This window comes from Klebsiella ornithinolytica NBRC 105727 = ATCC 31898 (genome assembly GCF_001598295.1).
In the GTDB taxonomy this organism is placed as follows: Bacteria; Pseudomonadota; Gammaproteobacteria; order Enterobacterales; family Enterobacteriaceae; genus Klebsiella; species Klebsiella ornithinolytica.
The window spans coordinates 225,046-238,196 of sequence record NZ_BCYR01000004.1; the positions used below are offsets into that span (position 1 = coordinate 225,046).

Annotated in this window: 12 protein-coding genes; 8 read left to right on the forward strand and 4 right to left on the reverse strand. The window is 55.7% G+C overall.

The features are described 5' to 3' along the window. Positions 1 to 108 precede the first annotated feature (108 nt). Positions 109 to 636, reverse strand: coding sequence for an inorganic diphosphatase (ppa, locus tag ROR01S_RS10930; protein WP_004857176.1), 528 nt, complete (start codon positions 634 to 636; stop codon positions 109 to 111). Positions 637 to 1,039: 403 nt separating this feature from the next. On the opposite strand from ppa, the gene ytfQ reads away from it, so the two are divergent. From ytfQ to yjfF, 4 genes are all read left to right on the forward strand, one after another. After that, a complete protein-coding gene (gene ytfQ / locus ROR01S_RS10935; protein ID WP_004857179.1) occupies positions 1,040 to 1,996 on the forward strand; it encodes a galactofuranose ABC transporter, galactofuranose-binding protein YtfQ in 957 nt (318 codons plus the stop codon). Between the two features lie 154 nt (positions 1,997 to 2,150). Further along, positions 2,151 to 3,653 (forward strand): galactofuranose ABC transporter, ATP-binding protein YtfR, encoded by a 1,503-nt coding sequence (gene ytfR / locus ROR01S_RS10940; RefSeq protein WP_032718587.1) that lies wholly within the window; start codon positions 2,151 to 2,153, stop codon positions 3,651 to 3,653. A 10-nt stretch (positions 3,654 to 3,663) separates the two neighbouring features. Then, the gene (ytfT, locus tag ROR01S_RS10945; protein ID WP_004857188.1) at positions 3,664 to 4,689 is read left to right on the forward strand and encodes a galactofuranose ABC transporter, ATP-binding protein YtfT; all 1,026 of its coding nucleotides are present in this window, start codon (positions 3,664 to 3,666) and stop codon (positions 4,687 to 4,689) included. Continuing rightward, entirely contained in the window at positions 4,676 to 5,674 is a 999-nt protein-coding gene (gene yjfF, locus ROR01S_RS10950) for a galactofuranose ABC transporter, permease protein YjfF (RefSeq protein WP_004857190.1), read from the forward strand. The genes ytfT and yjfF overlap by 14 nt, the downstream gene beginning before the upstream one ends. Before the next feature lie 39 nt (positions 5,675 to 5,713). Here yjfF and fbp read toward each other — a convergent pair whose 3' ends face one another. Continuing rightward, positions 5,714 to 6,712 (reverse strand): class 1 fructose-bisphosphatase, encoded by a 999-nt coding sequence (fbp, locus tag ROR01S_RS10955; protein WP_004857193.1) that lies wholly within the window; start codon positions 6,710 to 6,712, stop codon positions 5,714 to 5,716. A 175-nt stretch (positions 6,713 to 6,887) separates the two neighbouring features. On the opposite strand from fbp, the gene mpl reads away from it, so the two are divergent. Both mpl and ROR01S_RS10965 read left to right on the forward strand, forming a co-directional pair. Next, entirely contained in the window at positions 6,888 to 8,261 is a 1,374-nt protein-coding gene (mpl, locus tag ROR01S_RS10960) for a UDP-N-acetylmuramate:L-alanyl-gamma-D-glutamyl-meso-diaminopimelate ligase (protein WP_004857194.1), read from the forward strand. Between the two features lie 67 nt (positions 8,262 to 8,328). After that, positions 8,329 to 8,850, forward strand: a complete 522-nt coding sequence (locus tag ROR01S_RS10965) for a GNAT family N-acetyltransferase (protein WP_004857197.1) — start codon at positions 8,329 to 8,331, stop codon at positions 8,848 to 8,850. A gap of 58 nt (positions 8,851 to 8,908) precedes the next feature. Here the strand turns inward: ROR01S_RS10965 and ROR01S_RS10970 are convergent, their stop codons facing one another. Both ROR01S_RS10970 and yjgA read right to left on the reverse strand, forming a co-directional pair. Next, the gene (locus tag ROR01S_RS10970) at positions 8,909 to 10,117 is read right to left on the reverse strand and encodes an aldose 1-epimerase family protein (RefSeq protein ID WP_054829135.1); all 1,209 of its coding nucleotides are present in this window, start codon (positions 10,115 to 10,117) and stop codon (positions 8,909 to 8,911) included. A 430-nt stretch (positions 10,118 to 10,547) separates the two neighbouring features. Continuing rightward, positions 10,548 to 11,099: a ribosome biogenesis factor YjgA gene (gene yjgA / locus ROR01S_RS10975; RefSeq protein ID WP_004857200.1), complete on the reverse strand. Its 552-nt coding sequence runs from the start codon at positions 11,097 to 11,099 to the stop codon at positions 10,548 to 10,550. Positions 11,100 to 11,194: 95 nt separating this feature from the next. On the opposite strand from yjgA, the gene pmbA reads away from it, so the two are divergent. Beyond that, positions 11,195 to 12,547 carry a metalloprotease PmbA gene (gene pmbA, locus ROR01S_RS10980; RefSeq protein ID WP_004857202.1) on the forward strand — a complete coding sequence of 451 codons (1,353 nt, stop codon included), beginning with the start codon at positions 11,195 to 11,197 and terminating at the stop codon, positions 12,545 to 12,547. A 106-nt stretch (positions 12,548 to 12,653) separates the two neighbouring features. Continuing rightward, on the forward strand, positions 12,654 to 13,043 hold the full coding sequence (gene cybC, locus ROR01S_RS10985) for a cytochrome b562 (RefSeq protein ID WP_004857204.1): 390 nt from the start codon (positions 12,654 to 12,656) through the stop codon (positions 13,041 to 13,043). Positions 13,044 to 13,151: the final 108 nt, after the last annotated feature.

The following is a 13,151-nucleotide window of genomic DNA, read 5'->3' on the forward strand; positions in this document are numbered from 1 at the left end:
TATTTGTAGCCCGGGTAAGGCGTGAGCCGCCACCCGGGAAATGGCTCCGTGTCAGAAACAAAAACACCGCCCTGAGGCGGTGTTTTCGACAATCTGAGTGCGGCAGAATTACTTCTTAGCGCGCTCGAAGGAAGCAATGATTTCAGCTTTAGCCGCTTCAGCATTGTCCCAACCGTCAACTTTCACCCATTTGCCTTTTTCCAGGTCTTTGTAGTGCTCGAAGAAGTGGGTGATCTGTGCTTTCAGCAGTTCCGGCAGGTCGTTCACATCTTTGATGTGATCGTACTCTTTGCTCAGCTTGGTGTGCGGTACAGCAACCAGTTTCGCATCTTCACCAGATTCGTCGGTCATCTTCAGTACGCCAACCGGACGGCAGCGGATCACAGAGCCTGGCTCCAGCGGATACGGCGTCGGGACCAGTACGTCAACCGGGTCGCCGTCCAGAGACAGGGTGTGGTTGATATAGCCGTAGTTGCACGGATAGAACATCGCAGTGGACATGAAGCGATCAACGAACAGCGCGCCGCTCTCTTTGTCGACTTCGTATTTGATTGGGTCTGCGTTAGCCGGGATCTCGATCACGACGTAGATGTCTTCCGGCAGATCTTTACCCGCAGGTACGTTGAGTAAGCTCATGTCTGTTTCCTTTAAAATGTATGGCAAACAAGTGCCTGGTATTATAGCCAACTCACATCGAATGTCTTGGCTTCTTTTTATTTTGCCCGCCGGTAATCAGTCTGAATTTCCCCCTGAAAAACAACCTGAAAATCCATAAACATAGCCGCATCCTGAATAAAACAATGTAACCGTTTACATTGCATCTGTTTGATTTCTCAACGTGCGCAAAATTTCACCTCATGCGTCGGCAGATACGAGCTGCGGGAAGCCTTATCCGCTCTCAGCTGGATTAAATCACGGGAATTAACATTTAATTTACTTTTTCGAAGTGTGATGTAACGCATTCAGTTACATCACGAGTTGTCTATAGTTTGTCCGCAGATGACGGTTTAACCCAAAGTAACCCGATGAGGACCTTTTTATGTGGAAGCGCTTACTTCTTGTCACAGCAGTTTCCGCAGCTATGTCGTCTATGGCAATGGCTGCCCCTCTGACCGTAGGATTTTCGCAGGTCGGATCTGAATCCGGCTGGCGTGCGGCCGAAACCAACGTTGCGAAAGAGGAGGCCGCCAAACGCGGAATCACTCTGAAGATTGCCGACGGCCAGCAAAAACAGGAAAACCAGATTAAAGCCGTTCGCTCCTTTATCGCCCAGGGCGTTGACGCCATCTTTATCGCGCCAGTCGTGGCGACCGGCTGGGAACCGGTGTTGAAAGAGGCCAAAGAGGCCAAAATTCCGGTATTCCTGCTCGACCGCTCGATTGATGTCAAAGACAAAGATCTCTACATGACCACCGTCACCGCCAATAACGTGCTTGAAGGTCAGCTGATTGGTGACTGGCTGGTGAAAACGGTCGACGGCAAGCCGTGTAACGTGGTTGAGCTGCAGGGCACCGTTGGTGCCAGCGTAGCGATCGATCGTAAGAAAGGGTTTGCTGACGTTATCGCCAAAACGCCAAACATCAAAATCATTCGCTCTCAGTCCGGCGACTTTACCCGCAGCAAAGGCAAAGAGGTGATGGAGAGCTTTATTAAAGCGGAAAATAACGGCAAGAACATCTGCATGGTCTTTGCCCATAACGATGACATGGTTATTGGCGCGATTCAGGCCATTAAAGAAGCCGGGCTGAAACCGGGTAAAGATATCCTCACCGGCTCAATTGACGGCGTCCCGGATATTTATAAAGCGATGATGGCGGGGGAAGCGAACGCCAGCGTCGAGCTGACGCCAAATATGGCCGGCCCCGCATTTGATGCGCTGGAGAAATATAAAAAGGACGGCACGCTGCCAGAGAAGCTGACCATCACCAAATCGACGCTTTATCTGCCGGATACGGCGAAAGAAGAGCTCGAGAAGAAGAAAAACATGGGCTACTGAGTCCGTCGGGAGAAGCAATAACCAGGCGATGTGCCGCATCGCCTGAATGGCTCCCCGGCTAATGCTGGCGGTCCATCGATCCGCGCCTGTCGGTAGCCCGGTCAGCGTTGTGCGACCGGGAGCCGTCTTTCATCCTCTGAAGGTGAGACTGAATATGAACGCCGAGGTAAGCCAGGAAATCCTTCGCACGGAAGGGCTTAGCAAGTTTTTCCCCGGCGTCAAAGCGCTGGATAATGTCAATTTCAGTCTGCGGCGCGGTGAAATCATGGCGCTGCTGGGCGAAAACGGGGCGGGTAAATCCACATTGATTAAAGCCCTCACCGGCGTGTACCACGCCGATCGCGGGGCGATCTGGCTGGAGGGGCAGGAAATATCGCCGAAAAATACCGCTCATGCCCAGCAACTGGGCATCGGGACGGTTTATCAGGAGGTTAACCTGCTGCCAAACATGTCGGTGGCGGACAATCTGTTCCTCGGACGTGAACCCCGTCGTTTTGGCCTGCTACGGCGCAAAGAGATGGAAAAGCGCGCCACCGCGCTGATGGCCTCCTACGGTTTTTCCCTCGACGTTCGCGAACCGCTGAACCGCTTTTCGGTAGCGATGCAGCAGATCGTCGCGATTTGTCGGGCCATCGACCTGTCGGCCAGAGTGCTGATCCTCGATGAACCGACCGCCAGTCTGGACACCCAGGAAGTGGAGATGCTCTTCACCCTGATGCGCCAGCTGCGCGACGATGGCGTCAGCCTGATTTTCGTTACCCACTTCCTCGATCAGGTGTATGCCGTCAGCGACCGGATTACCGTTCTGCGCAACGGCGGTTTTGTCGGCTGCCGGGAAACCCGCGAATTGCCGCAGATCGAGTTAGTGAAGATGATGCTCGGCCGCGAGCTTGAGCACGATGCCCTGCATCGCGCGGGTCGTACTTTACTGAGCGACAAACCGGTCGCCGCCTTTGAGGGCTTTGGCAAGAAAGGCGTTATTGCGCCGTTTGACCTTCAGGTTCGTCCCGGCGAGATCGTCGGTCTGGCGGGACTGCTCGGATCCGGACGCACGGAAACTGCCGAGGTTATTTTCGGCATCAAACCGGCAGACAGCGGCACCGCGTGGATCAAAGGTAAAGCGCAGGGGCTGCGTTCGCCGCACCAGGCGTCAAGTCTGGGCATCGGCTTCTGTCCTGAGGATCGTAAAACCGACGGGATTATTGCCGCGGCATCGGTGCGGGAAAATATAGTCCTGGCGCTGCAGGCGCAGCGCGGCTGGCTGCGGCCGATTCCGCGACGCGAGCAAAATGACATTGCCGATCGCTTTATCCGCCAGCTCGGTATTCGCACCCCCAGCGCCGAACAGCCGATCGAATTTCTCTCCGGCGGCAATCAGCAGAAGGTGCTGCTTTCCCGTTGGCTGCTGACCAAACCGCAGTTCCTGATCCTCGATGAGCCGACGCGCGGGATCGATGTTGGCGCCCATGCGGAGATCATCCGCCTGATCGAAACCCTGTGCGCCGATGGTCTGGCGCTGCTGGTCATCTCCTCGGAGCTGGAAGAGCTGGTGGGCTATGCCGATCGGGTGATTATTATGCGCGATCGTAAGCAGGTAGCGGAGATCCCGCTAGCCGAGCTTTCTGTCCCGGCGATCATGAACGCTATTGCGGCATAAGGAGTAACCCATGATGCCTCGATCAGTTCCACAAACCGGCCAGCCAAAGCGGCGCTTCAGCTGGCCGAAAGGTATGCCGCAAATTATCGCCCTGATCCTCGTGCTGGTGGTGGATAGCTTCGTGGCGCCGCACTTCTTTCAGATTGTGTTACAGGACGGGCGCCTGTTCGGCAGCCCGATTGATATTCTCAACCGCGCGGCGCCGGTGGCGCTGCTGGCGATAGGTATGACGCTGGTAATTGCTACCGGCGGAATCGATCTGTCGGTTGGCGCGGTGATGGCGATTGCCGGCGCGACAGCGGCCTCGATGACCGTTGCCGGACACAGTCTGCCGGTGGTGCTGCTGGCCTCCCTGGCGGCGGGGGCGCTGGCGGGCTTATGGAACGGTATTCTGGTCGCGATCCTGAAGATCCAGCCTTTCGTGGCCACGCTGATTCTGATGGTTGCCGGGCGCGGCGTCGCGCAGCTGATTACCTCCGGGCAGATCGTGACCTTCGATTCACCGCACCTGGCCTGGCTCGGGAGCGGTTCGCTGCTGCTGTTGCCGACACCGGTCCTGATCGCGGCCGCGACGCTGCTGCTGTTTTGGCTGTTCACCCGTAAAACGGCGCTGGGGATGTTTATCGAAGCGGTGGGGATCAACATTCGGGCAGCGAAAAACGCCGGCGTGAATACCCGGATTGTGGTGATGCTGGCCTATGTGCTGAGCGGTATCTGCGCGGCGATTGCCGGAATAATCGTGGCGGCAGACATTCGCGGTGCCGATGCCAATAACGCCGGGCTGTGGCTGGAGCTGGATGCCATCCTGGCGGTGGTGATCGGCGGCGGATCGCTGATGGGCGGGCGCTTTAACCTGCTACTTTCGGTGGTCGGAGCCCTGATCATCCAGGGAATGAATACCGGGATCCTGCTGTCGGGCTTCCCGCCGGAGATGAATCAGGTGGTGAAGGCGGTGGTGGTTCTGTGCGTATTGATCGTCCAGTCGCCGCGCTTTATTGGCTTACTGAAAGGAGTACGCGGCCATGATAAAACGTAATTTACCGTTGATGATCACCCTGGCCGTCTTTGTGCTGGGCTATCTGTACTGCCTGACCCAGTTTCCCGGCTTTGCTTCGACGCGGGTTATCTGCAACATCCTGACTGACAACGCCTTTCTGGGCATCATTGCCGTCGGCATGACCTTCGTGATCCTCTCCGGCGGGATCGATCTTTCGGTCGGATCGGTTATCGCCTTCACCGGCGTGTTTCTGGCGAAGGCCATTGGTGCCTGGGGCGTCGATCCGCTGCTGGCATTCCCGCTGGTGCTGGCGATGGGCTGCGGGTTTGGTGCGCTGATGGGCTGGCTGATCGATGCGCTGAAAATCCCGGCGTTTATTATTACCCTCGCCGGGATGTTCTTTCTGCGCGGCGTCAGCTATCTGGTGTCCGAAGAGTCGATTCCTATCGATCATCCGCTGTATGACACCCTGTCCGGGCTGGCGTGGACGATTCCCGGCGGCGGACGTCTGAGCGCAATGGGGCTGCTGATGCTGCTGGTGGTGGTGGCGGGTATCTTTATGGCCCATCGCACCCGCTTCGGTAACCAGGTTTACGCCATCGGCGGTAGCGCGGTCTCGGCGAACCTGATGGGCATTTCGACCCGCAGTACGACCATTCGAATTTATATGCTGTCCACCGGGCTGGCGACGCTGGCGGGGATCGTGTTTTCTGTCTATACCCAGGCCGGGTATGCTCTCGCCGGCGTTGGCGTTGAGCTGGATGCGATCGCATCGGTGGTGATTGGCGGCACCCTGTTGAGCGGCGGCGTCGGGACGGTGCTGGGAACGTTGTTCGGGGTGGCGATTCAGGGGCTGATTCAGACCTACATTAACTTCGACGGCACCCTGAGCTCATGGTGGACAAAAATTGCCATCGGGATTTTGCTGTTTGTTTTTATCGCCTTGCAGCGTGGTCTGACGGTGCTGTGGGAAAACCGGCAGAACTCCCCGGTTACCCGGGTGAGCGGAACGGCGCATCGTTAGCGGAAAACTCCCCTCCCGAACGGGAGGGGAAGGGAGGCGTTACGCGTCCGGGAACTCTTTAATGAAGTTCTCGACGTCTTCAACCATATGGTTGTTGCCGACGAAGAAAGAACGACGCTGGTGCAGGCTGGTTGGGATGATATCGAGAATACGTTCTTTACCATCGCTGGCTTTACCGCCCGCCTGTTCCGCGAGGAACGCCATCGGGTTGCATTCGTACAGCAGGCGCAGCTTACCGTCCGGGTGGCTGGCGGTGCTCGGATACAGATAGATGCCGCCTTTCAGCAGGTTGCGGTGAAAATCCGCCACCAGCGAGCCGATATAGCGCGAGGTGTAGGGGCGCTGGGTTGCGCTATCTTCTTCCTGACAGAACTTGATGTACTTCTTCACGCCCATCGGGAACTTGATGTAGTTACCTTCGTTAATGGAGTAGGTGTTGCCTTTCTCCGGGAAGCGCATGCGCTCCTGAGAGAGGCAGAATACGCCAAGAGAAGGATCGTAGGTGAAGGCATGTACGCCGCAGCCGGTTGTATAGACCAGCATGGTGGAAGAGCCGTAAACCACATAGCCTGCCGCGACTTGCTTGCTGCCCGGCTGCAGGAAATCTTCAACGGTGACCGGTGTTCCAACCGGAGTTATGCGACGGTAGATGGAGAAGATAGTCCCGACGGAGACGTTAACGTCGATGTTAGAGGAGCCATCCAGAGGGTCCATGAGCACCACGTATTTCGCGTGTTCACAGCCTTCAAAGACGACGATCTCATCTTCTTCTTCGGAGGCAATCCCTGCCACGATATCGCGCGCTCGCAGTGCAGCTTTCAATTTTTCATTGGCGAACAGGTCGAGTTTTTGCTGTACCTCACCCTGGACGTTTTCAGCACCGCTGGCACCCAGGATATCGACCAGACCGGCCTTGTTGATATCGCGGTGGATGATCTTGGCGCCTAACTTTATCGCCGACAACAAAGCAGTAAGCTCGCCGGTTGCGTGGGAGAACTCGTGTTGCTTTTCGACAATAAATTCACCTAACGTTTTCATAACCCGTTCCCTGCATGTTTATGTGAAGTAAAACGAACGCAACAATCTTAACAAAGAATAAAAAAAATACGCACAGGTGAATCGCGCCAGCAAAAAACGGATTCGCCTGAAATGCATTTCTCTGATGCCGTACATATGGGTAAAATGTGCCCCAGATTAAAAAGGGAAACGACGAATGCGCATTCATATTTTAGGTATCTGTGGCACGTTTATGGGAGGACTGGCGATGCTGGCTCGTTCTCTCGGTCATGAGGTAACGGGGTCGGATGCTAACGTCTATCCGCCAATGAGTACCCTGCTGGAAAACCAGGGCATCGATTTGATTCAAGGCTATGATGCCAGCCAGCTGGAGCCCCGGCCGGACCTGGTGATCATCGGTAATGCAATGACCCGCGGCAATCCGTGCGTCGAAGCGGTACTGGAAAATAACATTCCGTATATGTCCGGCCCGCAGTGGCTGCATGATTTCGTCCTGCGCGATCGCTGGGTTCTGGCGGTTGCCGGTACCCACGGGAAAACCACCACCGCGGGAATGGCGACATGGATCCTTGAAGCCTGTGGCTATAAGCCTGGTTTCGTGATCGGCGGCGTACCGGGTAACTTCGATGTTTCCGCCCGTCTGGGCGACAGCCCGTTCTTCGTTATCGAAGCCGATGAGTATGACTGTGCCTTCTTCGATAAACGTTCCAAATTTGTCCACTACTGCCCGCGTACGCTGATCCTCAATAACCTTGAATTCGATCATGCGGATATCTTTGACGACCTGAAAGCGATTCAGAAACAGTTCCATCATCTGGTGCGAATTGTACCGGGTAAAGGCAAAATTATCCTGCCGGAAAACGACATTAATCTGAAACAGACGATGGCGATGGGCTGCTGGAGCGAGCAGGAGCTGGTGGGCGAGCAGGGCCACTGGCAGGCGAAGAAACTCAACGCCGATGCTTCGCAGTGGGAAGTCTGGCTGGACGGCGAGAAAGCCGGGGAAGTGAAGTGGGATCTGGTCGGTGAACACAACATGCATAACGGCCTGATGGCGATTGCCGCGGCTCGTCATGTTGGCGTGCTGCCGGCCGATGCCGCCAATGCGCTGGGCGGTTTTATCAACGCACGTCGCCGCCTTGAGCTGCGCGGCGAAGCCAACGGCGTGACCGTGTATGACGATTTCGCCCATCATCCGACGGCGATCCTGGCGACGCTGCAGGCGCTGCGCGGTAAAGTCGGCGGAACCGCGCGAATCCTCGCGGTACTGGAGCCGCGCTCCAACACCATGAAAATGGGGGTGTGCAAAGACGATCTGGCGCCGTCCCTGGGCCGTGCCGACGAAGTGTTCCTGCTGCAGCCGCAGCACATTCCGTGGCAGGTTGCGGAAGTGGCGGACGCCTGCGTGCAGCCTGCGCACTGGAGCGCCGATGTCGATGTCCTGGCCGATATGGTGGTCAAAACCGCGCACCCGGGCGATCATATTCTGGTGATGAGCAACGGTGGTTTTGGCGGCATTCATCAGAAGCTGCTCGATAAGCTGGCCAGCAAAGCCGCCGCAGCGGAATAACTGCGCGGCCTGTCCCGTTCTGCCCTCCGCGCGAGGGCAGATCTCCTTTTGTGACTCTGGATTTGTCATGCTCACAGCGAAAAAAATCACCGCTATCGACTCGGTTTATTTTTCTGCCGTTGATGCGCTGTACGTCAAAGCGTTTCCGTGGCATGAACAGCGAGAACCGGCGGCAAAGCAGCAGGCGCTGCGCGATCCGCGCTATGCGCTGGAAGCGTGGTTTGACGGGGAACTCTTTATTGGCCTGAGCGGCTGCTGGCAGTTTAGCGGCTACAGCTATATTGAACATCTGGCGATTGACGATACGCTGCGCTCTCGCGGCTATGGCAAACGCCTGCTGGCCGGGATCCTTGAACGCGCGCCGTTGACCATTCTGGAAATCGACCCGTTAACCAGCGACATTGCCCATAAGCGGCTGCGTTTTTATGAAACGATGGGCTTTCGCGCCAGTTCGTGGTCGCATTCTCACCCGAGCTATCATGCCGGCATCGCCGATCATGCATTGCTGGTGCTGGGCTACCCTCAGGCGGTTGATGAAGCGCAGTATCGGCGTTTTGCTGAGGATTTACGTCAGGTGGTGATGGCGTAGGCAGGCTGCCCGGGTCCGACGCGTTGGCCGCAACCCGGGGCATGCTTCAGGTGTTAAATTACTCCTTCGCGATAGGCGTTTCGTCTTCTGCCACTTTGGTATCACCCTGAATTGCGGCAATTTTCTTCTCAACGTCGGCAACCTGTTCGCTGCTGTGCAGCAGTGTATAGGTCAGGTCAAACTGCGTGCTGGCTCCTGGCTGAAGCTGTTTCACGCGTTTCTGTTCGCGCTCAATGGTGACCGGATAGGCATAGCTGGTGCCCGGCTCAATACCGGTGACGTAGCCCTGTTTTTCGCTGTCGGTGTTTTTCCACAGCGTCAGCACCGGTAGCTGGCGGGTATCAAACTGAATTGACGCCCCTTTATCTCCCGCCTTGTTAACCACCGCGGCCAGGGTCTGGTGGTTGTCATCCGCCAGCGGCTGAATATTGAATACCATCTCGTCGAACCCTTTGGTCGGCCCGGCGTAGGTTTGCCAGGTCTTCAGGCCCGCTTTGGCATAGTCGTTGAACGGACTGATGCTGGACATAGGTGCCAGAAAACGCGCTCCCTCTTCCAGAATCGGCGTACCGAAGTTGCTGTGATAAATGATCTGGTAATCATGCGGGTAATCCGCGTGGTTGGTTAAGACATCATGCAGGCTGAAGCTGTTGCTGCCGGGGACATAGCGCAGTTCGGTCATGGTCTGCAAATCGGCTTTTTTGAAGGTGCTCTCTTTCACCAGCCCGCGAATGCGGATCTCATACGGGGCGGTATCCGCCACTTCGACTTCCACCTGCGATGCCGGCGTATTCCCGGCTTTACCGTGCAGGGTATAAATTTGCCCGTCAGCAGCGACCGGGTGGCCGGTCCACTCATAGCCGCAGCGCACCATCATCTCATTGAAACCTTCCAGCCAGCCCAGCCCGTTCCGGCTTTCGAGGTTGATAAAGGCCGGATTGACGACCTCTTTCACCGGTGAATCCCAGCCCATTCGCGTGCCGAAACCTTCAATTTTCAGCAGGTTCATGCCCCGGGTCGGGCTGAGGGCGATAGTCAGGCCATCTTTACTGCGGATGACCAGAATTTTACTGCCTTCCTGTTTGCCGCCGTGGAGGACTTTTTGCTCAATGCTGAAATCGCGATCTTTTATCTTCAGCTGATCGCTTGTTATCTGCCAGTTTCCTTTGTCAGTGCCGCTTTCAGCGCTTGTCAGCACCCACGTTTTCGCCGCTACCTGACCGGAAATAAGCATGGAAATGGCCGTCAAAATCAGAGTTTTTTTCATTTTTCATCCCTTTTGCTGAATCGATTGTGTTTCCGATGAAGGAAATCTAATTGCAAGTGGCCGATTAAAACGTGAAGTGCCTCACCTGGTGAGTAAATGCGCATTTTTAAATTTTTAAATGCGATAAATATCGCTTTTTATAAGCAACATGAAATTAATTCGACTTTAAATATGTGAATTTAAGCATCATTAGCTTTAACGATTCAGCTTTTTGGGGAATGGTAAAAACCGGGCGAACGCCAGGGCGGTAATCAGGAAACAGGAAACAGGAAACAGGAATGAGGAATCAGGAATGAAGGTGAGGGCGCGCGTAGAGAGCGGATATTCCCGGCGAGGCTATCGCTTGCCGGGCTACAGGTACAGCGTTATCCGGTAGCCCGGACAGGCGCAAAGCGCCGCCTCCGGGAAAATCTGGCGGGCAAACGCGGAGTTAGCTTTCGCCTTCAGCCAGTTCACGCAGATACTGGAAGATCAGGCGCGCGGATTTCGGCGGCTTGTTGCCTTCTTTCTCTTTTTTGGCGTTACGGATAAGCGAACGCAGCTGCTGACGATCGGCGTCAGGCCACAGGTTTAACACTTCCGGGACCGCATCATCACCCTCTTCAATCAGGCGATCGCGAATCATTTCCAGCTTATGGAACAGCGCAACCTGCTGGTTGTGACGGTTCTTCAGCTTGTCCAACGCCTGGCGAATCGGATCGACATCGCGGCTGCGCAGCATTTTACCAATCAGCTGCATCTGGCGGCGGCGACCCTCTTTCTTGATACGTTGGGCGAGTTCAATGGCGTCGCGCAGGTCGCTATCGAGCGGGATTTTATCCAGCGCGTTTTTTCCCAGCTCAACCATTTCAGCGCCAAGACGCTTCAGTTCTTCCGCGTCACGTTTAATTTCACTTTTACTGACCCAGATAATTTCATCGTCTTCATCTTCAACGTCATCACCGGGCACGTCGTCGAGCCAGTCATCGGGCTGCTTAGTCATCTCAGGCTCCTTAAAAAAAGAGGCTAATGTTACCAGTTAAGGCGCGCACTGAAAAACGGTTCTCTGTTAGACTTCACTTAACACCTTCCTACATTATGGCATTAGCGATGAAAGTCATCTCTCAAGTTGCACAACAGCGCAAGACGCTGGAAGAGGCCGTGACCACGGCGCTGGAACTGGCGGCAGGCAAATCAGACGGTGCGGAAGTCTCCGTCAGCAAAACCACCGGCATCAGCGTCAGCACCCGCTACGGCGAGGTGGAGAACGTAGAATTTAATAGCGATGGTGCGTTAGGCATCACCGTTTATCATCAGAACCGCAAGGGAAGCGCCTCTTCAACCGATCTGAGCCCGCAGGCGATAGCCCGCACGGTACAGGCGGCACTGGATATTGCCCGCTATACCTCCCCGGATCCGTTTGCCGGCGTGGCGGATAAAGAGCTGCTGGCCTTTGACGCCCCGGATCTTGACCTGTTCCATCCGGCGGAAGTGACTCCGGATCAGGCAATCGAGCTGGCCGCGCGCGCGGAACAGGTCGCTCTGCAGGCGGATAAACGCATTACCAATACCGAAGGCGGCAGCTTCAATAGCCACTACGGCATTAAAGTGTTCGGCAACAGCCACGGCATGTTGCAGAGCTACTGCTCAACTCGCCATTCGCTCTCCAGCTGCGTTATCGCGGAAGAGAACGGCGATATGGAGCGCGATTACGCTTACACCATTGGCCGTGCGCTCGAAGATTTGCATACCCCGGAGTGGGTCGGTGACGAATGCGCCCGCCGCACCCTGTCGCGCCTGGCACCGCGTAAACTCTCGACGATGAAAGCACCGGTTATCTTTGCTAACGAAGTCGCCACCGGGCTGTTTGGTCACCTGGTCGGCGCTATCGCCGGCGGCGCGGTCTATCGCAAATCCACTTTCCTGCTCGACTCCCTCGGCCAGCAGATTCTGCCGGAGTGGCTGACGATTGAAGAGCATCCGCATCTGCTGAAAGGACTGGCCTCGACGCCGTTCGACAGCGAAGGCGTGCGCACGGAACGTCGTGACATTATTAAAGACGGCGTGCTGACGCAGTGGCTACTGACCAACTACTCGGCGCGCAAGCTGGGCATGAAGAGCACCGGACACGCGGGCGGCATTCATAACTGGCGGATTAACGGCCGCGGTCTGAGTTTTGAAAAGTTGCTTAAAGAGATGGGCACCGGACTTGTCGTCACCGAATTGATGGGGCAGGGTGTCAGTGGCGTGACCGGCGATTATTCGCGCGGCGCTTCTGGCTTCTGGGTTGAGAATGGTGAAATTCAGTATCCGGTAAGCGAAATTACCATCGCCGGCAATTTGAAAGATATGTGGCGTAATATCGTGACCGTGGGTGACGATATTGAAACGCGTAGCAATATCCAGTGCGGTTCCGTGCTGTTGCCTGAGATGAAAATCGCCGGACAGTAATAGCGGATTATCCCCACTATTCACCATCCAGTTTGCAGAATAATCTGTACAGAAGGGCGCTCCCTGCGGCGCCCGTTTGCTTAAATAATAAAAAAGGATGTGAGCAATGCGTAAAAAACTGTTAGCAATGCTGGCCGTCTCCGCCCTTACGATGGGGTCTGTTTCGGCATTCGCCGCTGAACTGGGCGAAGATATGGATACTATCGCGCAAAACCTGCAGGTGGTGCAGAAGACCTCCGATGCGGGCGAACTGAAAGCGGCATTGACGAAGATGCGCGGTGCCGCCGTGGATGCGCAGCAAGCCACCCCGCAGAAGCTGGAAGGCAAAGCGGCGGACAGTGCGGAAATGAAAGACTATCGTCACGGTCTGGATATTCTGATTGGTCAGATTGACGGTGCGCTGAAGCTGGCGGAGGAAGGTAAAGTAAAAGAGGCGCAGGCTGCCGCTGAAGGGTTCAAAACAACCCGTAATACCTACCATCAGAAATACCGTTAACGTCTGTTACAGGAGGTTTCTGTCGAGACCTCCTGCTTGCCTCCCGCGATAAAACCCTGCTGGCATCACACTTTTCCCTTTTTCTTTTCCGCTTATTCAGGCAACGGC